General features: G+C 55.6%; 25 protein-coding genes and 1 pseudogene. 8 read left to right on the top strand and 18 right to left on the bottom strand.

Going from position 1 to position 22,425, the window contains the following annotated elements:
- Window positions 1-75: 75 nt before the first annotated feature.
- Window positions 76-939 carry an N-acetylmuramic acid 6-phosphate etherase gene (locus ACTJJA_RS09720; protein ID WP_440667630.1) on the top strand — a complete coding sequence of 288 codons (864 nt, stop codon included), beginning with the start codon at window positions 76-78 and terminating at the stop codon, window positions 937-939.
- Between the two features lie 57 nt (window positions 940-996).
- On the opposite strand, the gene ompC is transcribed toward ACTJJA_RS09720, so the two are convergent.
- Window positions 997-2,103, bottom strand: coding sequence for a porin OmpC (ompC, locus tag ACTJJA_RS09715; RefSeq protein WP_440667628.1), 1,107 nt, complete (start codon window positions 2,101-2,103; stop codon window positions 997-999).
- Between the two features lie 285 nt (window positions 2,104-2,388).
- Between ompC and ACTJJA_RS09710 the strand changes: the two genes are divergently transcribed.
- From ACTJJA_RS09710 to ACTJJA_RS09700, 3 genes are all read left to right on the top strand, one after another.
- Window positions 2,389-3,090: a phosphohydrolase gene (locus tag ACTJJA_RS09710; RefSeq protein ID WP_440667626.1), complete on the top strand. Its 702-nt coding sequence runs from the start codon at window positions 2,389-2,391 to the stop codon at window positions 3,088-3,090.
- A 61-nt stretch (window positions 3,091-3,151) separates the two neighbouring features.
- Window positions 3,152-4,567: a DNA cytosine methyltransferase gene (locus tag ACTJJA_RS09705; RefSeq protein ID WP_440667739.1), complete on the top strand. Its 1,416-nt coding sequence runs from the start codon at window positions 3,152-3,154 to the stop codon at window positions 4,565-4,567.
- A complete protein-coding gene (locus tag ACTJJA_RS09700) occupies window positions 4,548-5,030 on the top strand; it encodes a very short patch repair endonuclease (RefSeq protein WP_100165983.1) in 483 nt (160 codons plus the stop codon). Before ACTJJA_RS09705 ends, ACTJJA_RS09700 begins: the two co-directional genes overlap by 20 nt.
- Here ACTJJA_RS09700 and yedA read toward each other — a convergent pair.
- Window positions 5,002-5,916, bottom strand: coding sequence for a drug/metabolite exporter YedA (gene yedA / locus ACTJJA_RS09695; protein WP_440667624.1), 915 nt, complete (start codon window positions 5,914-5,916; stop codon window positions 5,002-5,004). The genes ACTJJA_RS09700 and yedA overlap by 29 nt on opposite strands.
- A gap of 178 nt (window positions 5,917-6,094) precedes the next feature.
- Between yedA and ACTJJA_RS09690 the strand changes: the two genes are divergently transcribed.
- The 3 genes from ACTJJA_RS09690 (at window position 6,095) to dgcQ (ending at window position 9,022) form a co-directional block, all read left to right on the top strand.
- Window positions 6,095-7,006, top strand: a complete 912-nt coding sequence (locus ACTJJA_RS09690) for a DUF808 domain-containing protein (protein WP_010432327.1) — start codon at window positions 6,095-6,097, stop codon at window positions 7,004-7,006.
- Window positions 7,007-7,084: 78 nt separating this feature from the next.
- Window positions 7,085-7,267 (top strand): YodC family protein, encoded by a 183-nt coding sequence (locus tag ACTJJA_RS09685; protein WP_010432330.1) that lies wholly within the window; start codon window positions 7,085-7,087, stop codon window positions 7,265-7,267.
- A gap of 54 nt (window positions 7,268-7,321) precedes the next feature.
- On the top strand, window positions 7,322-9,022 hold the full coding sequence (gene dgcQ / locus ACTJJA_RS09680) for a cellulose biosynthesis regulator diguanylate cyclase DgcQ (protein WP_440667621.1): 1,701 nt from the start codon (window positions 7,322-7,324) through the stop codon (window positions 9,020-9,022).
- Here dgcQ and ACTJJA_RS09675 read toward each other — a convergent pair.
- Complete coding sequence (locus tag ACTJJA_RS09675) at window positions 9,007-9,807, bottom strand: mannosyl-3-phosphoglycerate phosphatase-related protein (RefSeq protein WP_440667619.1); 801 nt, start codon at window positions 9,805-9,807, stop codon at window positions 9,007-9,009. The two genes, dgcQ and ACTJJA_RS09675, sit on opposite strands and share 16 nt — an antisense overlap.
- Before the next feature lie 300 nt (window positions 9,808-10,107).
- Window positions 10,108-10,335, bottom strand: coding sequence for a YodD family peroxide/acid resistance protein (gene yodD / locus ACTJJA_RS09670; protein ID WP_120157917.1), 228 nt, complete (start codon window positions 10,333-10,335; stop codon window positions 10,108-10,110).
- 128 nt (window positions 10,336-10,463) lie between these two features.
- Between yodD and dsrB the strand changes: the two genes are divergently transcribed.
- Window positions 10,464-10,652: a protein DsrB gene (gene dsrB, locus ACTJJA_RS09665; protein WP_010432339.1), complete on the top strand. Its 189-nt coding sequence runs from the start codon at window positions 10,464-10,466 to the stop codon at window positions 10,650-10,652.
- Window positions 10,653-10,757: 105 nt separating this feature from the next.
- Here dsrB and rcsA read toward each other — a convergent pair whose 3' ends face one another.
- From rcsA to fliF, 14 genes and pseudogenes are all read right to left on the bottom strand, one after another.
- Window positions 10,758-11,381: a transcriptional regulator RcsA gene (rcsA, locus tag ACTJJA_RS09660; protein WP_010432341.1), complete on the bottom strand. Its 624-nt coding sequence runs from the start codon at window positions 11,379-11,381 to the stop codon at window positions 10,758-10,760.
- A gap of 290 nt (window positions 11,382-11,671) precedes the next feature.
- Window positions 11,672-12,464, bottom strand: a pseudogene (gene fliR / locus ACTJJA_RS09655) (flagellar biosynthetic protein FliR); the annotation flags it as partial.
- Window positions 12,465-12,471: 7 nt separating this feature from the next.
- Window positions 12,472-12,741, bottom strand: coding sequence for a flagellar biosynthesis protein FliQ (gene fliQ / locus ACTJJA_RS09650; RefSeq protein WP_003859587.1), 270 nt, complete (start codon window positions 12,739-12,741; stop codon window positions 12,472-12,474).
- Window positions 12,742-12,751: 10 nt separating this feature from the next.
- Entirely contained in the window at window positions 12,752-13,489 is a 738-nt protein-coding gene (fliP, locus tag ACTJJA_RS09645) for a flagellar type III secretion system pore protein FliP (RefSeq protein WP_042716760.1), read from the bottom strand.
- Window positions 13,489-13,863, bottom strand: coding sequence for a flagellar biosynthetic protein FliO (gene fliO, locus ACTJJA_RS09640; protein WP_029485119.1), 375 nt, complete (start codon window positions 13,861-13,863; stop codon window positions 13,489-13,491). Before fliO ends, fliP begins: the two co-directional genes overlap by 1 nt.
- 2 nt (window positions 13,864-13,865) lie before the next feature.
- Window positions 13,866-14,279, bottom strand: coding sequence for a flagellar motor switch protein FliN (gene fliN / locus ACTJJA_RS09635; protein ID WP_003859592.1), 414 nt, complete (start codon window positions 14,277-14,279; stop codon window positions 13,866-13,868).
- Entirely contained in the window at window positions 14,276-15,280 is a 1,005-nt protein-coding gene (gene fliM / locus ACTJJA_RS09630) for a flagellar motor switch protein FliM (RefSeq protein ID WP_010432363.1), read from the bottom strand. Before fliM ends, fliN begins: the two co-directional genes overlap by 4 nt.
- Window positions 15,281-15,284: 4 nt before the next feature.
- Complete coding sequence (fliL, locus tag ACTJJA_RS09625; protein WP_010432366.1) at window positions 15,285-15,755, bottom strand: flagellar basal body-associated protein FliL; 471 nt, start codon at window positions 15,753-15,755, stop codon at window positions 15,285-15,287.
- 106 nt (window positions 15,756-15,861) lie between these two features.
- Window positions 15,862-17,085 (bottom strand): flagellar hook length control protein FliK, encoded by a 1,224-nt coding sequence (fliK, locus tag ACTJJA_RS09620; RefSeq protein WP_440667613.1) that lies wholly within the window; start codon window positions 17,083-17,085, stop codon window positions 15,862-15,864.
- The gene (fliJ, locus tag ACTJJA_RS09615; RefSeq protein ID WP_010432373.1) at window positions 17,082-17,525 is read right to left on the bottom strand and encodes a flagellar export protein FliJ; all 444 of its coding nucleotides are present in this window, start codon (window positions 17,523-17,525) and stop codon (window positions 17,082-17,084) included. Before fliJ ends, fliK begins: the two co-directional genes overlap by 4 nt.
- A gap of 21 nt (window positions 17,526-17,546) precedes the next feature.
- A complete protein-coding gene (gene fliI, locus ACTJJA_RS09610) occupies window positions 17,547-18,917 on the bottom strand; it encodes a flagellar protein export ATPase FliI (protein ID WP_010432376.1) in 1,371 nt (456 codons plus the stop codon).
- The gene (gene fliH, locus ACTJJA_RS09605) at window positions 18,917-19,624 is read right to left on the bottom strand and encodes a flagellar assembly protein FliH (protein ID WP_440667610.1); all 708 of its coding nucleotides are present in this window, start codon (window positions 19,622-19,624) and stop codon (window positions 18,917-18,919) included. The genes fliI and fliH overlap by 1 nt, the downstream gene beginning before the upstream one ends.
- Window positions 19,617-20,615 carry a flagellar motor switch protein FliG gene (gene fliG, locus ACTJJA_RS09600; RefSeq protein ID WP_089599455.1) on the bottom strand — a complete coding sequence of 333 codons (999 nt, stop codon included), beginning with the start codon at window positions 20,613-20,615 and terminating at the stop codon, window positions 19,617-19,619. Before fliG ends, fliH begins: the two co-directional genes overlap by 8 nt.
- The gene (gene fliF, locus ACTJJA_RS09595; RefSeq protein ID WP_108417550.1) at window positions 20,608-22,275 is read right to left on the bottom strand and encodes a flagellar basal-body MS-ring/collar protein FliF; all 1,668 of its coding nucleotides are present in this window, start codon (window positions 22,273-22,275) and stop codon (window positions 20,608-20,610) included. The genes fliG and fliF overlap by 8 nt, the downstream gene beginning before the upstream one ends.
- Window positions 22,276-22,425 lie beyond the last annotated feature (150 nt).

Genomic DNA, 22,425 nt, shown 5'->3' with positions numbered 1-22,425 from the left:
TTCGTGACCCTCCTCTCATGTGACCCATATAAAACACTTTATAGTGTGGGGGTACTCATAATAAGGAGGCTGTTTATGAGCATTATGCTTACCGGTTCGGTCAAGGAAAGACGGCACGCCAGCACGATGAATATCGACAGATTGTCCACGCTGGATATGCTGAACGTCATTCACCAGGATGATGCACAAATCTCTTCTGCTATTACCCCATTCTTAACAACGATTGCGCGCGTGGTGGATAACGCTGCGGCGACGCTCAGTCATGGCGGGCGTCTGGTGCTTGTCGGCGCGGGGCCTTCAGGACGTATAGCAAGGCAGGCGGCTGATGAGTATGCGCCGGGTAAACATCCCGTTATCGCCATTACGACGGACGGTGAAGCGGCAAGCTACGAGCGCGGCGTCGCCGACCTGCAGGCGCTTAAGTTTGGCGAGCACGACATGATGCTGGCGGTGACCGTCAGCGGAAAAACGCCGTGGGTATGGGGGGCCATGCGACATGCATGGTCGCTGGGTTCACCGGTCGCGGTGATGACAGGTGATGCGCAAAGCGAGGCGGCACAGTTAGCAAGTATGGTGATTGCGCCTGAACTGGGGCCTGATGTTGTGGCGGGATACGCCAATGCCAAAGCGGGGATCGCGCAAAAAATGATCCTCAATATGGTGACCACAGGGCTGGCGGTGAGGTCCGGGCGCGTCTACAGCAACCTGCGCGTGGATCTGGAGGCAACCAGCACCAAATGGTCTGAACGACAAATCGCGATAGTGATGGAGGCGGGGGGATGCACCCGGGCGGAGGCAAAAGCCGCGCTGGAAAGCTGTAATCACCATTGTAAAACGGCGGTACTGATGGTGCTGACGGGGCTGGATGCCTGGAAGGCGCATGAACTGCTGGCGCAGAATAACGGGTTTATTCGCGTGGCGCTGCAGGAAGCGCCGTAGTATCGTAATTGAATAAATAAAAAAGGCCGCGATAGCGGCCTTTGATATTTTTGATGATTAGAACTGGTAAACAAGACCTACCGCTACGATGTCATCGGTGCTGATGCCATTTGCTTTGTAGAAGTTATCATCTTCATCCAGCAGGTTGATTTTGTAGTCAACATAGGTGGACATGTTTTTGTTGAAATAATAGGTCGCACCAACGTCCGCATATTTCACCAGGTCTTTATCGTTTCCGTAGAAGGAATGCAGGTCCTTACCTTTAGACATCAGGAAAGAGACCGCTGGGCGCAGGCCAAAATCAAACTGATATTGCGCGGTTACTTCGAAGTTCTGGGTTTTGTTTGCTACAGCAAAGTCACCGTAAGGCGTCATATTGCGGGTTTCAGCATACATGGTCGCCAGATAGATATTGTTGGCATCATATTTCAGACCCACGGTCCAGACGTCAGCCTTGTCGCCACCGGCAGTTGTTTTGGTGACCTGATCGTTGGTACGGTCAGAAGATGCGTACGCTGCTCCGGCGCTGAAGCCCATGCCGAAATCGTAAGATGTAGAAATGCCCCAGCCGTCGCCGTTTTCTTTGCGAATATCACGTCCGTTGTTGGTACCTTCCTGATCGTTAGACGCGCTTTCATTATTACCCTGGTATTGCAGAGCAAAATTCAGGCCATCTGCCATACCGAAGAAACCGTTGTTGCGGTAGGTAGCAACACCGTTTGCACGACCAGTCATAAAGTTGTCGGTGTTGGTGTAGGTATCGCCGCCGAACTCTGGCAGCATATCGGTCCAGCTTTCAACGTCATAAACCACGCCGTAGTTACGACCGTAGTCGAATGAGCCGTATTCACCAAGTTTCAGGCCAGCGAAACCAAGACGAGTCCAGGACTGATTGCTTGATTTCTCTGTATTGTTAGCCTGAATGTTATATTCCCATTGACCGTAGCCAGTGAGTTGGTCGTTGATTTGCGTTTCGCCTTTAAAGCCCAGACGAACGTAGCTCATGTCACCATCAGAACCCGTGTCGTCAGAGAAATAGTGCAGGCCATCGACTTTACCGTACAGGTCGACTTTGTTGCCGTCTTTGTTGTACATCTCAGCTGCATTTGCTGCGCCAGCCATTAATAATGCGGGTACAAGAATTGCCAGAACTTTTCTTTTCATTATATATTCCCTTTAAAGATAATTTATATGAATATATGTAATCACCCTCCGTAATTACGTGCTTGATACTATTCTATGGTTAGATAATTTGGTTCAAAAATAAATGTAATTAAATTAGTAAAAACATTGCAAAATATTTCCATTAATCTCTTTATTTTTCATGTGAATTAATTAATTGAAAATATAGTGGGTAATTATTATTAAGTATTTCGTGTGTCTATTTTTTAATTGATTAAATTTGTCTATGTTATAATTCACTCTCAATTTTGGTAACAGGAAAGAAAGATGGAACTCACTCAGTGGCAACAGCGCTTCGAATCCTGGCTTGATCAACATCACGCTACCGACGACGCTGCGCACGATATTTCACACTTTCGTCGCGTCTGGATGACGGCGCAGAAAATCATGCCTCATCACCACGCTGACCCGCTGGTGGTCATGACGGCCTGTTACTTTCACGACATTGTCAGCCTGCCGAAAAATCATCCCGAACGCAGCCACTCCTCACGGCTGGCGGCGCGTAAAACGCGTGATATTTTGCAGCGCGATTTCCCGGATTTTCCGCCAGAGAGGTATGCCGCGGTTGAACACGCCATTGAAGCGCACAGCTTCAGCGCCGGGATTGCGCCACAAAGTCCCGAGGCAAAAATAGTCCAGGATGCCGACCGGCTGGAAGCCTTAGGCGCTATTGGTCTGGCGCGCGTTTTTGCCGTATCCGGTGCGCTGGGTGTTGCACTGTTTGATGCGCGCGATCCGTTTGCGGATTCCCGTGATGTAGACGACAAGGCCTTCGCCCTCGATCACTTCCAGACGAAGCTGCTGCGCCTGCCTGAGACGATGCAAACCGAAGTGGGGCGTGAGCTTGCCCGACATAACGCCGATTTTCTGATCCAGTTTATGGCGAAACTGAGCGCTGAACTGCAGGGCGACTGCCTGGGGCTGGACGGTAAGGTATTGAGCCGCTTCCGTCGGAGTGTGAGCCGGTAAACTGTGGTAATCTGTCTCCAGTCTTTATTGCCCGGTTAAGAGAATGCAGGAAATACGATCAGTGATTGAGCCCGCGCCAGCGCAGGCTGAGAAATCAACGGCAGCCGTGCAGGCATTACTGCGGCAGCTGCTGGATATCTATGATGTTAAGACCCTTGCCAACCAGCTGGCGACCCATGGCGAGAGTCACTGGAGCCCGGCAATACTCAAAAGACTGCTGATAAGCGACAGGGCAGGGCACCGCATGAGCGACGGCGAGTTCCGTTATCTGCAAACTCTGCTGCCGCGTCCTCCCGCCGCGCATCCAGACTATGCGTTCCGCTTTATCGATCTTTTCGCCGGTATTGGCGGCATCCGCCACGGTTTTGAAGCCATTGGCGGGCAGTGTGTTTTTACCAGCGAGTGGAATAAACACGCGGTGCGTACCTATAAGGCTAACTGGTATTGCGATCCTGATGAACACCATTTCAACGCTGACATCCGCGATGTGACCCTGAGCCACAAAAGCGGCGTCAGCGACGAAGAGGCCGCAGAGCATATTCGGCAAACCGTGCCTGAGCACGACGTGCTGCTGGCGGGCTTCCCGTGCCAGCCTTTTTCGCTCGCCGGGGTGTCGAAAAAAAATGCCCTGGGACGCGCCCACGGGTTTGCCTGTGATACGCAGGGCACGCTGTTTTTTGACGTGGTCCGAATTATTGATGCCCGTCGTCCGGCTATTTTTGTGCTGGAAAACGTCAAAAACTTAAAAAGCCATGATGGCGGGAAAACCTTCCGCATCATTATGCAAACGCTGGATGAGCTGGGCTACGACGTGGCCGATGCGCAGGACATGGGCGCAGACGATCCGAAAATCATCGACGGTAAATATTTCCTGCCGCAGCATCGCGAACGTATCGTGCTGGTAGGTTTCCGCCGGGACCTCAATCTGAAAGGCGACTTCACCCTGAGGGATATCCCGTCGCTGTATCCGGCGCGCCGACCGAGCGTGGCCGATCTGCTGGAGCCCGCCGTTGACGCCAAATTTATCCTGACGCCGGTACTGTGGAAATACCTCTACCGCTATGCCAAAAAGCACCAGGCCAAAGGCAATGGGTTCGGTTTTGGCATGGTGAACCCAACAAATCCAGACAGCGTGACCCGCACCTTGTCGGCGCGTTATTACAAAGACGGCGCAGAGATCCTCATCGACAGAGGCTGGGATAAAGCGCTGGGTGAAAAAGACTTTGACGATCCGCAGAATCAGCGCCATCGCCCACGTCGCTTAACCCCGCGTGAGTGTGCGCGGCTGATGGGGTTTGAGTCGCCGCAGGGCTACAGTTTCCGTATTCCGGTGTCAGACACCCAGGCTTACCGTCAGTTTGGTAACTCGGTGGTCGTGCCCGCGTTTGCGGCGGTGGCGAAACTGCTGGCCTCACGCATTAAACAGGCTGTGGCGCTGCGTCAGAGCGAGGCCGTCAATGACGGACGTACACAATAAAGCGACGCGCAGTAAAAACATGCGTGCCATCGGCACGCGTGATACCGCCATCGAAAAACGGCTGGCGGAATTACTGACGCAGGCCGGTTTTGATTTTCGCGTCCAGGATGCCTCGCTCGCCGGGCGTCCCGATTTCATCCTCGACGCGTATCAGTGCATTATCTTTACCCACGGCTGTTTCTGGCACCATCACAACTGCTACCTGTTCAAGGTTCCCGCAACGCGAACTGATTTCTGGCTGGAGAAGATAGGCAAGAATGTAGAGCGGGATAAACGCGATATTGCGACGTTGCTTTCTCAGGGCTGGCGGGTATTAGTCGTGTGGGAGTGCGCCCTGCGCGGCAGGCTAAAACTGAGCGATCTGGACCTGACAGAGCGGCTGGAAGAGTGGATCTGCGGCGGCGCTGAGGCCGCGCAGATCGATACGCAGGGGATTAAGGTTTCTCCACCTCGCACGGCGTGACGACCGGTTTCGCAGGCAGCAAATATTTGCCCAATGTTACCAGCACCACCGCAAAAACAATCACACCCAGCGCCAGCCATTCCACCGTCGATAACACTTCTCCCGCAAAACCGGTACCGAGCAGGACGGCGACCACCGGGTTCACGTAGGCGTAGCTGGTGGCGACGGCCGGGGAGACATTGCGGATCAGGAACATATAGGCGTTAATGGCAATAATGGAGCCAAAGAGCGCAAGATACCCCACGGCCAGGAAGCCAGACAGGTCCGGCATCGTTGTCAGCTTCTCACCCATCAGCGTCGAGGCAATCAGCAGTATGATTCCCGCTGCGAGCATCTCAATCGCGCCTGCCATCATGCCGGAAGGCAGTTCAATCCGCGAACCGTAGACGGAGCCAAACGCCCAGCTCATGGAGCCAACCATGATCAGCAGCGCACCCCATGGGTTTCCACTCAGATTGCCACCACTGTTGAGCAGGATGATCCCCGCAAGCCCGATGCCGATCCCCAGCCATTCCAGCTTGCGGGTGCGGATACCGAACAGGCGGCTAAAGCAGAGGGTAAACAGCGGGACGGTGGCGACCACCACGGCGGCGATCCCGGACGGGACATTCTGGTGCTCCGCCACGGTCACGGCACCATTCCCAACGGCCAGCAACAGAAAGCCAATCAGTGCCGCGTTGAGCAGCGGGCGGAGTGGGGGAAGCTTGTGGCCACGCAGCAGCAAAAACGTTATCAACAATACGCCCGCAGAGAAGAAGCGGATCCCTGCCATCATCAATGGAGGCCAGCTTTCCACACCGATTCGAATGACAAAATAGGTGGATCCCCAGATGATATACAGCGAAAAAAGTGCTCCAATGAGCGGTAATAGTTGCCGGAAACGCATAGTCCCTCACGTCGAAATAAAAAGTTCGCTCATAGTAAACGCCAAAACTATCGGTCTGGCGAGTGCTTTAATTGTGGTCTGGATGTGAATTTTTTGTTGACGTCAGGTGCCTGTTTCCGGGTGTCCGGTTTTGTTCCATACTATTCACTTAATTAGCAAAAAAAGAAGGATAGAGATTTTGGCAGGAAGTAGCTTATTAACATTACTGGACGACATTGCCACCTTGCTGGATGACATTTCGGTCATGGGAAAACTGGCGGCCAAAAAGACGGCTGGTGTACTGGGGGATGATTTATCGCTGAACGCGCAGCAGGTCACTGGCGTAAAGGCTAACCGGGAGTTGCCGGTGGTATGGAGCGTGGCGAAGGGGTCCTTTATCAATAAGGTGATCCTCGTTCCGCTCGCGTTGTTGATCAGCGCCTTTATCCCCTGGGCCATCACGCCACTGCTGATGATTGGCGGCGCGTTTTTGTGCTTCGAGGGGGTCGAGAAAGTCCTGCACTCTTTTGCCTCACGTAAGGAGAGCGACACGCCAGAGGTGCGCCAGCAGCGACTGGAAGCCCTGGCCGCTCAGGATCCTTTGGCGTTCGAACGTGATAAAGTGAAAGGGGCCGTCCGCACTGACTTTATTCTCTCGGCCGAAATCGTGGCGATTACGCTGGGGATTGTGTCAGAAGCGCCGCTGGTCAATCAGGTTATGGTGCTTTCCGGCATTGCGATTCTGGTGACCGTGGGCGTTTACGGCCTGGTGGGGCTTATCGTCAAGCTGGATGATATCGGCTACTGGCTGGAGGAGAAATCGAGCGCGGTAGCACGCGGTATCGGTAAAAGCCTGCTGACGCTGGCCCCCTGGCTGATGAAAAGTTTGTCGGTCGTGGGTACGCTGGCCATGTTCCTCGTCGGCGGCGGGATTGTCGTGCACGGTATTGCGCCGCTGCACCATGCGATTGAGCATTTTGCCTCGGCGCAGGGGGCGGTTGTCGCCGCTATTTTGCCGACGCTGTTGAATCTGGTGCTGGGCTTTATCATTGGCGCTATCGTGGTCGCCGCCGTAAAAGCAGTCGAAAAAATGCGTGGAGCCTCGCACTAATTGCTACCCGAACAGGGATGCAAAAAGGCCATTCCTCGTCTAAATTGAAAAAGTTTCACCCTGATACAGGAGGCGGGTATGGTCTTTTTGGTCAGTGATGAAGTTAAGCCGAAGAACGGTGGTCCGCGTATGATTGTCACAGGTTATTCCAGTGGTATGGTGGAGTGCCGGTGGCATGATGGTTATGGCATCAAGCGGGAAGCGTTTCGTGAAGACGAGCTTCAGCCGGGGGACGGACGGCAACATCGCGAGAAGGCTTAATCACTCTAACGCCCGGTTCGCCGGGCGTTTTTATGTGACATTCAGGGAGTGTGTGTGCAGCGCGATACCTATGTTGTAAAACGATCTCTTCAGCAATGGCTGCATCAGCGTAGCAATCCCGGCCTGATTGTTAATCTCTGTTTTATTATTGTCCTGGTCTTTTCCACGCTTCTCACCTGGCGTGAAGTGGTGGTACTGGAAGATGCCTATATCTCCAGCCAGCGTAACCATCTGGAAACGGTCGCAAATGCCCTGGACAGGCAGTTGCAGTACAACGTCGATAAAATGCTTTTCTTCCGTCACAGCATGCGCGATGCGCTGCAAACACCGCTGGCATTCGGCGTGCTGCACAATGCGGTGACGCGTTTTAATACCCTGCGGAACACCACAAACTGGCAAATCGCGGTGGACGAAAATCGCACGTTACCCATCAACGGGGTGTCCGATGCGTTTGTTGAAAAAACCACGCTGCTCAACCGTGATAACGATCGCCTGGCAAACGAACTCTCTGCAGCCCTCGAAGTAGGGTACCTCCTGCGTCTGGCGTCATCGCACAGCAGTAACGTGGAGCGGGTGCTGTATGTTTCCCGCGCAGGGTTCTTTATCGCGACCGATACGCCTGCACAACCGAGAGATATTGCCCCCCGCTATTATCAGCTGGTCACGCAGCCCTGGTTTTCACAGCAGTCTGAGCGTGAAAACCGCGCACGTGCCGTTCGCTGGTTTATTTCACCACCGTCGTCATTTATCGGGAACAAGCGGCTTATTACCGCCAGCGTGCCGATTTATTACGACCATTTCTGGTATGGCGTGGTGGCGATGGATATCAGCGTTGATACGATGAAACAGCTGCTGGAGGAGGCCATGGACAACCATACAGAAGGCGAATACCAGCTTTACGACACGCGCCTCAATATGATTGCGACCTCAGAATCACCTGAAAGCTCGGTTAACCACTTCGATGAAAGCGAGCTGGCGCAGATAGCTCACGCTATCGAGTCCGACACGGAGGGGGGGATTCGTCTGGGTAGCCGCTTTATCAGTTGGGAACGGCTCGATCATTTTGAGGGCGTTGTCCTGCGCGTGCATACGCTACATGAAGGGGTGCGAGGGGATTTCGGCAGCATCAGTATTGTGCTGGCGTTACTCTGGGCGCTCTTCACCGCCATGCTGCTGATCTCCTGGCTCGTGATCCGACGCATGGTCAGCAATATGTATACGCTTCAACACTCGCTTCAGTGGCAGGCCTGGCACGATCCGCTGACCCGCCTGAATAATCGCGGGGCGCTGTTTGAACGGGCGAATGTCCTTGCGAAGCAATGCCAGCAGCAGTCCCTGCCGTTGTCTGTCATCCAGATCGATCTGGACCATTTCAAGGGTATCAATGACCGCTTCGGGCATCAGGCAGGGGATAAAGTGTTGTCGCACGCCGGAGGATTGATTGCGAGTGCGCTGCGCGCCAATGACGTGGGCGGCCGTGTGGGTGGCGAGGAGTTCTGTGTCGTGCTCCCTGGCCTGACGCTTGAGGAAGCGGCAAATGTTGCTGAGCGGATCCGCGCGCGTATCGACAGCAAAGAGATTCTGGTTAAGAAGAGCGTCACTCTGCGCATCAGTGCCTCACTGGGCGTCAGCAGCGCGCAGGAGACGGGTAACTACAATTTTGAGCAGCTGCAGTCCATTGCCGATGCGCGGTTGTATGAGGCAAAGCAGGGGGGACGCAACTGCGTCGTCTGGCGCGATCACAACAAGAAGTGATCGAGCCCTTCGCGCCAGCCCGCAGGGCCGGGACGCTGCGTGTGATAAACCCGTTCCGGGTTATCGTTCTGCAGCGAAATGCCCTGGCGGTTAATGCCTTTGACCACCACCGCAAAGTCGACGCTGTCTAACAGCGGGGCGTCGTTGGGACCATCGCCCAGCCCAAGGGATGTCCACGCAACACGCTCCTGCAGACAATACTGCTCAGTCAGCCATTTTACCGCCACATCCTTGCCGCAGCGCGCGTCCAGGACGTGCCAGAATCTCGCCCCCTGTACAAACTGCAAGCCATGCGGTTCCAGCGCCTCTTCAAAGCGGGTCATTTGCGCATCGCTGTCGCGCCAGATTAACGTCAGGGACGCTTCCTGCCTGCGCGCAAGCAGCGAACGGGAAGGCGTCAGTCCCGTCCATTCACTGATTACCCGTTCATTCACGTCATCAAAGGTGGTGAATTTAACGTGCGTTTGCAGTCTGACCTGTTCGATGATTTGACGAATCGTATGATGCGAGATCCCCGTGATGCGCCGGGCAGGTGGGTCCCAGCGAACATCAGGCTGAATGACCGCCCCGTTTTCCGCAATGAACGGCAGACCTTCCAGGCCTAACTCCTGCTGGATGTCGAGCATCTCAGCCGCCGTCTTGCTACTGCAAAGGATAACGGGGACCTGTTTATCCTGTAGCCGCTCCAGCCATGCGGCGGCAGGCTGCCAGTCATAGGTATGAATATCCAGCAGTGTCCCATCCAGATCGGTGAAAATCAGCAGTGGATTCTGAAGCGAAGGCATAACGGCTCCTGATGGCTGATGCGCGCTTATCTAAGATTATTCCTAAAAAATGACAGTGCCGGGAGAGCGGTTTGACGGAATCGTTCCTGCGTAACCCATACGCGGCGCATGTTGCTGCTCATAACTAAAATTCACATGTATAAAATATTATATTCGCCAGGAGAATATATGCTTGTCAGACAAATCCGTTGGGGATAGTGTTGTTTCTACATCAGATTTCCTGGTGTAACGAATTTTCAAGTGCTTCTTGCATAAGCAAGTTTGATCCCGGCCATCCCCATGACCGGGATTTTTTTCTTCTTACCGATTCGCTTCAGACACGCTGAAGTCATGAATATCAAGCTCGAAGGCTTCGGCCAGCTCGCGGTAAGTGTGATAGTCCCTTCCGTTCACAATTACTTTGTCTGACTCATCGTCTGAGCGGCGAACTTCGGACTCACTGATCTCATTGATAGCGGCCAGCAGGGCATCGACATCCACCTCCACCTCACGCTTGATGGTGTCGCTGTACTCTTTATCGGTCTTCATTACGGGGTCCTCATGCAACCGTGTCCATCCATAAGTATAGACCGCACACAAAAACACCATTCGCGCCGGGGGGCGGTGCCAGTTAATGCGTTTTGTTCTACACTGGCTCAAAACCACAGGAGGAATGTATGAAGGTCAACGATCGGGTAACCGTTAAAACGGACGGTGGACCGCGCCGCCCGGGTGTGGTGCTGGCAATAGAAGAGTTTAGCGAAGGTGTAATGTACCTGGTTTCTCTGGAAGATTACCCGCTCGGTATCTGGTTCTTTAACGAACTGGGACATGAGGATGGTATTTTTGTGGAAGCAGCAGAATAGCGTGGTGTCGGGCGGCGTTCCCGTCCCCGGCCCATGCGGCTGAAAATGCAAAAATCTCTGGCCAGGCCAGAGATCGCAGGTAGGGTACAGAAGGTCTTGCGCGGATCAGCGCATATTAACGAAAATTCCGTTTGTGACATTATCGGTCAGGCGAACGACGTGGTAGATCACTTGCTTATTATGCGTTTTAATTTTCCTTTTAATATTTCCTTTGTGTGACGAAACCGTTTTTGCCTTGATATTCATCTGGTCCGAGATCTGAATTGTCCCTTGTCCAGCCATCCACATTCTGAGCATACTTGATTCAGTTCTGCTTAATGATAGGGTGGGTAAGTTAACCGCTCCTACATTCTTAACTTCTTTATTCAAATAATCACCCAAAATGTCATCCAGCGACTCGGGTTTAATCGATTTAGAACTGATCAATAAATTTTTACGGACCAACAAGTATTCGTCGAAATGAATATTGGCGATCGCCATAAAAACAATAAACAACGTTTTAGGATGCTGATTAATGATTTGCTTAATGTGCTGACTGTTGGCTGGATCGTGAATGAAACAGTCCTCATTAATAAACACCACGCCGGGCTTGTGTGCTTCACAAGCGGCTTCGAGTTCGTCAACGGTGTGTGCATCGTTGATGTCTCTCTTTCTTACCCCTCTGCTTGCCAGATACCCGGTTAACCCTAGCCGGGTGTAGCTGCATAAATCCATAATGATCGTTGACATGGCATACCCTCACTCAATGCGTAACGATAATTCACCATCTGCCTGAGAGCTCATAAACAGCCATACGGGATGGAAAAAACCAAATAAAACCTGTGAGCATGACAAAGACTTTCAGGCGAACTCACTATCCCGTAAAGTTACTTATAATTTGCCAGGAATCTTCTTAAAGTAAAGTAAATATTAAGTATTGTGAGATGGTTAGAAACATTTAAACCGCGTCAGATATATCCTGGAAGATGTTTTTCGCGTTTTATTTTAGGAATATCCTCAGAAAGACAATATGGAGTGTGAGGACTATTATTTGCGAGGCAGTTCGCTGACAATATCCGCTAACAGGTTGAATATCTCGCTGAATAAATGTTCACAGAAGGGGGCGATAAGTGGCATTAGCAATGACATTAATAAAAGACCGACCGTCAACGTCACGGGAAAACCAATGACAAACACGGAAAGCTGCGGTGCCATTCTGTTCAGTAAGCCTAATGCCAGGTTAACGGTCAGCAGTAGGGTGATGATCGGCAGCGCCAGCATCAGCCCGTTGAGAAAAATCAGCCCGGCGGCACGCACCAGCGCCAGAAACGCGTTGCTGTTAACCGGATTTTCGCCAATCGGCAGCGTGTGGAAGGTGTCCACCAGCATTGAGATAAGCCATAAGTGGCCGTTAAACGACAGGAACAGCAGCATCGCCAGCAGATCGATGATACGCGCCAGCACCGGCATGTTGAGGTGGCTGCCGGGGTCGACGAAGGTGGCGAAGGATAACCCCATTTGCAGGCCGATCAGCTCACCCGCAGTACGCACTGCCGCAAACGCGAGCTGCATGGTAAACCCAACGGCGACGCCGATCATCACCTGCTGAAGCGCCACCCATACGGCGTTAGCGGAAAATACAGGGATAACAACCGGCGGCAGGGACGGGGCGACAATAATCGTGATGACGATCCCCAGCCCCACTTTGATGCGCTTGGGTATCGATTTCTCGCTGAGAATAGGAGCGGTTGAGATGAGCGCCATAATGCGCAGCATCGGCCAGAAGTAGACGCCCAGCCACTGGACGTATTGATCGCTGGTGAAGTGCAGCATCGTGATATCAGCCGATGATGTACGGCAGATTGGTGAACAGGTTGCGCATATAGTCCAGCAGCAGGTTCAGCATCCACGGCCCGGCGACGATAATCGCCACGAACACGGCAATGATTTTCGGGATAAACGACAGCGTCATTTCGTTAATCTGCGTGGCGGCCTGCAGGATACTGATGATCAGACCGGTCACGAGGGCAACAAGCAGCAGCGGGGCGGCAACGGCAATCGCGACTTTCATCGCTTCCGTACCCATCATCATGACCGATTCTGGCGTCATTGCGCGCTCCTCAACTGTAGAAACTCTGCGCCAGCGAACTGACCAGCAGCTGCCAGCCATCGACCAGCACAAAGAGCATGATCTTAAAGGGCAGAGCGATGGTCGCAGGCGGTACCATCATCATCCCGAGCGCCATCAGGACGCTGGCGATCACCAGGTCGATAATCAGGAACGGAATGAAAATAGTGAAGCCAATCTGGAACGCGGTTTTTAGCTCGCTGGTGACATAGGCTGGCAGCAAAATGCGCATCGGCACCGCTTCCGGTCCCTGAAGCTCGCCGGTGTTGGAGAGGCGGGCAAAGAGCGCTAAATCCGCTTCACGCGTCTGGCGCAGCATAAATTCACGCAGCGGCTGCGCGCCTTTCTCCAGGGCAACCTCCATCGAGATTTTATCTTCGCTAAACGGCTGGTAGGCGTCGGTGTAAATCTTGTCGATCACCGGCGACATAATGAAAAAGGTCAAAAACAGGGCCAGACCCAGCAGCACCTGGTTGGGCGGCGCGGAAGGCGTTCCCAGGGCGTTTCGCAGCAGGCCAAAAACAATGATGATGCGGGTAAAGCTGGTCATCATCAGCAGAATGGCCGGAATAAAGGTCAGCGAGGTGATGAACACCAGCGTCTGAACCGAAAGCGACCAGCTTTGACCGCCTCCGGCAAGCGGGGTCGAGACCAGACCGGGCAGTTGCGCATAGACCGCGGGAGCAAACAGGCCAACACCCGCAAGCGTAAGGGATAACAAACGGCGCATCAGGATCTCCCGGAACGCTTAAGCAAACTCTTCATAACGGACTGGAAATCCGCTGGGGCTTCTGCGCGCTCGTCACCCGTGACAGGGGCGGGCGGCAGTTTATGTAATACATTGATGTTTGAGGCGGTGATCCCCAGCACCAGACGCGCATCTTCCACGTCGACGATGACCACGCGCTCGCGTGGCCCCAGCGTGGTACTGGCGCTGACCTTCAGGCCGCGCGTTCCGGCGGTTTTACCCGCCAGACCAAAACGCTTTGCCAGCCAGGCCGCAATAAGAATGAAGGCAATAATACCGAACAGGGCACCGCTCACCTGGAGCAGCGGTGAGCCAGGTACCGCGGAGGGTTGGGACATTGTTGCCTGGGTTTTCATGCTTAACGGCTCAGACGACGCATACGTTCGGATGGCGTAATGATGTCGGTGATGCGCACGCCGTACTTATCAGCAACCACCACCACTTCACCCTGAGCAATCAGATAACCGTTGATCAGAATATCCAGCGGTTCACCGGCCAGGCCGTCAAGGGCGACCACGGAACCCTGCGTCAGGCGCAGCAGCTCTTTAATGGTCATGCGGGTGCGGCCCAGCTCAACCGTCAGCTTAACCGGGATATCCATGATCAGGTCGATATCCTGCAGCGTGCCGCTGACGTCGCCGCCGCCCAGCTGCTGGAATACCGCGTCCGCCGCGCTTTTCGTCGGGGTCGTCTTTTGCTCGTTTAACGCGTCAGCCCACAGATCGTCCAGTGCTCCGCTGTTCTCATCGGACGGATTGTTCATGTCACTCATTTGGGCTGTTCCTCATTCAGCGAATTCAATATCGGGTTGATCAAGTGCTCAACGCGTAACGCATACTGGCCGTTAATTGTGCCGTACTGACTGGTCAGCACGGGGACACCATCCACATGGGCAATAATGCGGTCGGGTTTTTCTATCGGCAAAACGTCGCCGGGTTGTAATTTCAGGATCTGAGATAACCGCAGCGGAATATCGGCAAAGCTCGCTACCAGCTCAAGCTGCGAATGCTGAACCTGGCGAACCAGGTTTTCACGCCAGTTCTGATCTTCGTGGCGCGAGTTCTCCAGCGGCGGGTTCACCAGCAGCTCGCGCAGCGGTTCAATCATGCTGAACGGCAGGCAGATGTTGAACTCACCGGTCAGGTTGCCGATTTCAACGTGGAACGGCGTGTTAACGACGATATCGTTCGGAGAGGTGGTGATATTGGTGAACTTCACCTGCATCTCGGAACGGACGTACTCCACTTCCAGCGGGTTAATCGCCTTCCACGCGTCGCTGTAAGACTCCAGCGCCAGCTTCAGCATGCGGTTAATGACGCGCTGTTCGGTGTGGGTGAACTCACGACCTTCTACTTTGGTCGGGAAACGCCCGTCGCCGCCGAACAGGTTATCCACCGCAATGAACACCAGGCTTGGTGAAAACACCACCAGACCGGTGCCGCGCAGCGGCTTCAGATGGATCAGGTTAAGGTTGGTTGGCACCGGCAGGTTGCGGGCAAACTCATGATACGGCTGAATGCGGATCGCGCCGACGGTGATATCCGGGCTACGACGCAGCAGGTTAAACAGCCCCATACGGAACTGACGCGCAAAACGTTCGTTGATGATCTCCAGCGCCTGCAGACGTTCACGTACCACGCGACGCTGGGTATTCGGGTCATAGGGGCGAATATTGTCGTCGCCGCTCAGTCCCGGTTGTGGATCATCACTCTTATCGCTGTCGCCGTTGAGCAGCGCATCGATTTCTGCCTGAGAAAGAATACTGTCGCCCATGTCGTTACCGCAGAATGAAGGCTGTATACAGAACGTCAGTGACTTCCTGCTTCGGTTGGCCGTTTACCAGCGGGGTCGACAGCGTCTGTTTGATGGCGTCGACCAGTTTTTGCTTACCGTCATCGGTAGCGAGCGTCGAAGCGTCCTGACGAGAGAACAGCAGCAGCAGACGGCTACGCACTTCAGGAAGATAATCGTTCAGACGAGAACGGGTAGCTTCGTCTTTCAGGCGCAGCGTAATGCCAACATAAAGCACACGATCCGCATCACCCAGGTTGACGGTGAAGGTGTCCAGCGGGAAGAACACGGGAGCCGGAGGCGGTGGCGCTTCAGCTTTGGCAGCAGCGGCAGTCGGTTCCTGCTGCATACGCCAGTAACTATAGCCCGCGGTAGCGCAGGCGGCGAGCGTGATCAACACCAGCAGCGGGATCCAGATGGAGCGCTTACTTTTTTTGGTGATAGCGGAGTCAGTCATCTGATACGAGCTTCCTGTTTCGGTACAGCTTAATAGGGTGATTATCCCGTGTCCGCCTTATCTCAAAGCGTGGAAAAGACGGGAATAATCACGCTACCTCTGGCGTTTAGGCGAAGATATCCACTGCGCCATTTCCCCGCGCGGCGGATTGCAGGGCGGCAGGGGTCGGCAATAACTCATCACTCTCTTCATTGAACGCACCGTGCTGGCCCGAACGGGAAGCCTGCTGTTGCTGCTGTGATGAGGATTGCTGCTGTCCGGCGAAGCTCTCACTGCTGACGCTGCTCTGCGAAAGCTGAATGCCGCTTTCCGCCAGAGAAGTGCGTAAGACCGGCAGAGCAGCCTCCAGCGCCGCGCGCACGTGGCTGTGCGGAGACACCATCTGCAGCTGCGCCTGGTTATCATCCAGTTTAAGCGAGATTTGCACCTGGCCCAGGTCTTCCGGGTGCAGACGCAGCTCAGCGGTCTGCTGGCCTTGCTTCGTGAACAGCGTGATGTGCTGACTCAGCGTCTGCTGCCATTCGCTGGTGCCGAGCGGCTGGCTCAATACCGGCGCGGTGGCAACGGTTGCAGCGGGCTGTGAGGTCGCGTGGCTGCTGAGGATTGGCGCCAGGCTTGCGGTGGGCGAGGTTGACGACGCGCTGCTCGCGATGTCCTGTTTCTCAGCCGCCGCCGCGACCGCAGGCGTCACGGGTACGCTGGCTGGCAGGGCAGCGTCAGCCGTTTGTGCCACAGGCTGAGACGCCGCCTGAGGCTGGTTATTCTCTTTGCCCGGCAGCGCGTTTTTCAGCGTTTGCGGAAGCGCGGAGGTGAGGGACGTCTGAGCGGTAATGCCGTCGACGTGGGTTGCCTGCGTCGTCACCGGTGTTGCCGTCTGCTGGTGCGGCAACATCGCCATCAGCGCGCTAAGCCCCGCGAGTTCGTCTTCGCTTAGGTCAGTTTTGCTGTCATCTTTTGCGGACGCGTGCGTCAGCGTCTTTAACGCATCACCGTGGGTCGTCGGCATCAGCCCGGACACCAGCGTTTGCAGCGCAGTGGTTTTCGCCGCGTCATCGTCGGCAGTCAGCGTCTCCTGGCGTGAGAGCAGGTCGGCAATTTTCGCCTGCAGGGTGGTCTCGCCTGCGTCCTGTTGCGCCATACTGGACAGCTTGCTGCCAGCGGCTTTCAAATCAGCCAGGGTCAGCGGCGCATCTTTGCCCTGACCAGGCGCATCGGTCAACGCGCCCGCCAGCAGAGAAAGAAAGTCTTGCGCACCCTCGGCGCCTTTCCCCGTTTGCGTGCCGCCTGACAGGTCGCTGTCGGTCATCAGCAGTTGTTGCAGTGTGATCATTCCGGTTTCCTCATTGATGCGCGCTGGGCAAACTCATCCATTTTTTTCTGATCCAGGCGGTTTTCCGCCAGGGTTGACGCCGCGACCTGTCGGTCCTGTAGCGTTTGCCAGGCCTGCAGCCGCTGTTTTTTCTCGCGCCAGAAGTTGAGCGCGGTATCCACTTTTTCGGTCCACTGGTTAAGCTGCAGGCGGTGTTGCTCAATCGCCTTTTCCAGCGTCTGGATAAACTGCTGATAGTTGATCCAGCGCTGGCTGCCAATGCCCTGCGTCATATCGGTATTCAGGTTGGTGCGATATTCATGCTGATAGTCGATTAACATCTTCAACTGCTCTTCAGCCTGCTGGCACCCGCGTCGCATTGCGCCGAGCTGCAGTGCGGCATCATCAACTTCCTTTTCAGCCAGATCTTTTAGCGTTGATAACGCGCTGTTTTGCGCCATGACCTTCGCCCTCCACCTGTGTTACACCTGCGGGAAAATCAGATCCAGAGCCTGGATTGAGTCTTCCCAGTCGGCGCGTTCAAAAATACCTTGTTGCAAAAACGCCTCCAGCTGCGGCCAGAGCGCAATCGCTTTGTCGAGCATCGGGTCGCTGCCTTTGGCATACGCCCCAACGCTCACCAGATCGCGGTTGCGCTGGAAGCTGGAGAGCAGTTGTTTGAAGTTACGCACGCGGGCGTAGTGCTTCTCGGTTATCAGCGCCGTCATTGCGCGGCTGATGGATGCTTCAATATCAATCGCCGGGTAATGCCCCGCTTCGGCCAGACGGCGCGACAGCACAATGTGACCGTCGAGGATCGCACGCGCGGAGTCGGCAATCGGATCCTGCTGGTCATCGCCCTCGGTCAGCACAGTATAGAATGCGGTGATCGAGCCGCCGCCGCTGATGCCGTTCCCCGCGCGTTCGACCAGCGCCGGAAGCTTGGCAAATACCGAAGGCGGATACCCTTTGGTGGCCGGAGGCTCACCGATGGCGAGCGCGATTTCACGCTGCGCCATCGCGTAACGGGTCAGGGAGTCCATGATCAGCAGGACGTGCTGGCCGCGGTCGCGAAAATCTTCGGCGATGCGGGTCGCGTAGGCAGCACCCTGCATACGCAGCAAGGGGGACACATCCGCCGGGGCGGCGATAACCACCGAGCGGGCGCGGCCTTCCGCACCCAGAATGTTTTCGATGAAGTCTTTGACTTCGCGTCCACGCTCGCCAATCAGCCCCACGACGATCACATCGGCCTGGGTATAGCGTGCCATCATGCCGAGCAGGACGGATTTCCCCACGCCGGACCCGGCGAACAGGCCCATACGCTGTCCGCGTCCCACGGTCAGCAGGGCGTTAATCGGGCGCACGCCGGTATCCAGCACGTGCTCGATCGGGGTACGCTGCAGCGGGTTGAACGGCTGGGTGATCAGCGCCCCGGTTTCGGTGGTGTCCGGGGAGGGCAGGCCGTCGAGCGGCTTGCCGCTGCCGTCCAGCACGCGCCCAAGGAGCGCTGGCCCAAGCGGTAACTGCTTGCCGCTTTGCAGACCGTCGCCTGAACTGTTTTTCGCGTAGACGCGCGCGCCGGGCAGAATGCCTTCAACTTCTTCGAGCGGCATCAGGAACAAGCGCTGGCCGTTAAAACCGACCACCTCACTTTCGACCTCACGCATTTCCAGTCCGTCCTGACGCTCAATAACGCAGGTGGCACCCAGCGGAAGCTGCAGGCCCGTCGCTTCCAGCACCAGGCCGGTGGCGCGGGTCAGACGGCCATAACGACGAACAGATGGCAGTTGTGCCATCTTCGTTTCAAAGTTATCGAGCGTGTTGAGCCAGCGGGTAAGGCGTGCGGTCATCAGACAACTCCCGGTGCTGCCAGGCGGCACAGTTCTTGCCAGCGGGTAGCCACGCTGGCATCCAGATCGCCCTCATCCGCAGAGACTTTGCACCCGCCGTGGTGTAACGAGGGATCGCCCCGCAGCCGCCAGCCGTGCAGGCTGAGCGTCGCGCCAAGACTCTCTTCCACGCGCTGGAGATCGTCCGGGTGAACGCGCAGCTGCGGTTTGCCGCTGAACAGCGGCTCCTGCTGGAGCAGACACTGAATCTGTTTAATCAGCGCCGAGTTATCGACGGTTGGCGTCTGGCCAATCACCTGACGCGCGGCTTCCAGCGCCATCTGCATCAGGCGCGACGCAATCACGCTGTCGAGCGCGTCCAGCGTATGCTGGAACTCGCTCACCAGCTGCTGCATACGGGCATTGAGGGGCGCCTGCTGCTGACGCGCCTGTTCGATGCCTTGCTCCAGCCCTTTTGCCAGCCCTTCCTGATAACCCTGCTCCTGGCCTTTCTGCCGCCCTTCGTGCAGACCGGCGTTGAAGCCCTGTTCGTGCGCCTGCATTTGCATCTGAGCCAGCATCTGCGCACGCTGCTCTTCTTCGCTCAGCTCGGGCACCGCGGCATCGATATCGCCCTCATCGGACGGGAGGGCGGCCGGGATAAATTCGGAGAGGGGAGGCGCCAGATCGTCGGGCGTCCAGCGCGTCCACGGCAGCTCATTAGACATAGGTGTCGTCTCCGCTGCCAATCACCATCTCGCCGGTTTCGGCCAGTCGACGAACGATAAGCAGGATCGCCTTCTGTTCGTTTTCCACCTGAGACAGACGCACCGGACCACGGTTGGCCAGGTCGTCGCGCAGGATATCGGCTGCACGCTGGGACATGTTGCGCAGGAACTTCTCGCGCAGCGGCTGCTCGGCACCTTTGAGGGCGATAAGCAGCGATTCGGAGTCCACTTCCTGAAGCAGGCGCTGGATGCTGCGATCGTCCACTTCGACCAGGTTTTCGAACAGGAACATTTCGTCGATAATTTTCTGCGCCAGCTCGCCGTCGAACTCGCGTACCGCCGTGATGACCGCTTCTTCCTGCTGCGTTTTCATCAGGTTGATGATCTCGGCCGCCGTTCTCACGCCGCCCATTTTGCTGCGCTTGAGGTTCTGGCCGTCGAGCAGGTTGTTCAACACTTCGGTCAGCTCCGCCAGCGCGGCTGGCTGGACACCGCCAAACGTGGCGATACGCAGCATCACATCGTGACGCAGACGCTCTTCGAACAGCGCCAGAATATCGGCTGCCTGGCCCCGTTTGAGGTGAACCAGAATGGTCGCGATAATCTGCGGGTGCTCGTCGCGAATAAGATCGGCGGCGCTCTGCGGCTCCATAAAGTTGAGCGTTTCGATACCGCTGGCGGTATCGCGGGTTTCCAGAATATCTTCCAGCAGGCTGGCGGCACGCTCTTCGCCCAGCGCCTTGACCAGCACGGAGCGCAGGTATTCGTTGGCGTTGACGTTGAGCGCGGCAAACTGTTCGGCTTCCTGCTCAAATTCCGCCAGCACTTCGGTCAGCTGCTTGTTGGAAATTTGCCGCACGTTGGCCATGGCTGCAGAGAGGATTTGCACCTCTCTTTGCGAGAGGTGTTTGAACACCTCTGCCGCGCGGTCTTCGCCAATGGTCATCAGCAGGATGACGCTTTTATCGGTACCTGTAAGCGTATTACTCATGTTCATTACCCATCCAGCTGCGGATGACCAGCGCGACGACGCGCGGATCGTTGTCTGACATTTCGCGAATGCGCTGGCTCATGACCTCTGCGCCCATGCGCTGGTTAGCGCGGCGCTGCTGCACCTGCTCGTCTTTGCTGAGGCGCACTTCAACCGCTTCTTCCACTTCCTGGCGATTATTCATCTGTTCCAGCGCGGCTTTCTCGGCTTCAGCACGGCGCTGGAGCTGAGGACGTACGCCCTTACGCCACAGCAGCCAGGCAACAATCAGCACCAGTAACCAGCGGCCTGCGGACATCAGCTGATCGATAAACGACTGCTGTTGCCAGAACGGCAGTTCGCCACCGCTTTCATCAACCGAGTTGAACGGTGAGTTCACCACGTTCAGCGTATCGCCACGTTTTTCGGAGTAGCCCATCGCTTCACGGGTCAGATCTTCAATCTGCTTCATCTGCTCGGCCGTCAGCGGCAGAGGCTTGCCGTCCGGCAGGGTTTTGTAGTTCACCACCACGGCAACAGACAGACGCTGAATATCCCCCACGTTCAGTTTGGTGTGGCGGATAGTACGGTCCACTTCGTAGTTCGTGGTTTCGTTACGGCTGCTGGTACGCGGTCCCGCGTTGTTTGCCGTTGAAGTTGTCTGCTGTGCATTCTGCTGGTTGGCCGGAGGCGTTGAAATCGGTGCCGCGTTAGCCGGAGCAGGCTGGTTAGACAGCGCGCCCGGCACGCCGCCAGGGTAGGGGCCGCCCACCTGCTCGTTCGAGTTAATCTGACGAGAACGCATCACCGCCTGAGACGGATCGCCGTTCGGGCTGTATTGCTCTTCCGTTTGTTCTTTATTCGCAAAATCGATCTGCGCGGTAACCTGAGCATGCACGTTGCTGTTACCGACGACCGGGCCCAGGATCGCTTCGATACGGCGCTGAAGACGACCTTCCACATCGGCCGCGTACTTCAGCTGCGCGTCGTTCAGATCGCGACCGGCGCTGTTGTTTTGCGTCAGCAGATGACCGCCCTGATCCACCAGCGTCACGTTGCCCGGCGGTAAGCCTGCAACCGCGCTGGAGACCAGATGCGTGACCGCGCTGATTTGCCCTTCGTCCAGCGCGCGGCCAGGCTCAAGGTTGACGGTCACGGAGGCAGAAGGGGATTTCTGTTCACGAACAAATAAAGAGGGCTTAGGCATGGCAAGGTGCACACGCGCACTCTTCACCGGGCCTAAGGTTTCAATGGTACGGGCCAGTTCACCTTCCAGCGCGCGCTGGTAGTTCACCTGCTCGCTGAACTGGCTGATACCGAATTTTTCCTGATCCAGCAGTTCGAAACCGACCGCGCCGCCTTTCGGCAGACCCTGCTGCGCCAGGCGCAGACGAAGCTCGTGCACCTTGTCCGCTGGCACTTCAAGCGCGCCGCCGTTATCGGCAAAGCGATAAGGGATGTTCATCTGGGTAAGCTGGGTGACGATGGCACCGCCATCCTGATCGGAAAGGTTACTGTAAAGCGTGCGGTAATCAGGGCTTTTCGCCCACAGGACCATCGCAACAAGGATCGCAATGGCGGCAGCGCCTGCCACGATCAACGGGATTTTAGGGTTCGCGCGAAGGCGGTTCATCCACTCGAGTGATTTATTCTGTGGCGCTGTCGATGCTGTTGCACTCATTGCGCACCTCTTAAATCCTGGTGGTTTACGTTATTCGTGTAGAGAAACAAAACTGACTCCCGGGTCGGCAAACACGACAAAAGTTCCATATTGATGGCCCTGCCATTATTTGATGATTCGTGATTTTCTATGCGTCAAATAACCTGGTTT

Origin of the sequence: Enterobacter sp. 22452 (genome assembly GCF_052045065.1) — a bacterium.
Lineage (GTDB): Bacteria > Pseudomonadota > Gammaproteobacteria > Enterobacterales > Enterobacteriaceae > Enterobacter > Enterobacter mori.
The sequence above is the reverse complement of the archived record's forward strand: the minus strand, read 5'-3'. Positions and strand labels throughout refer to the sequence as shown.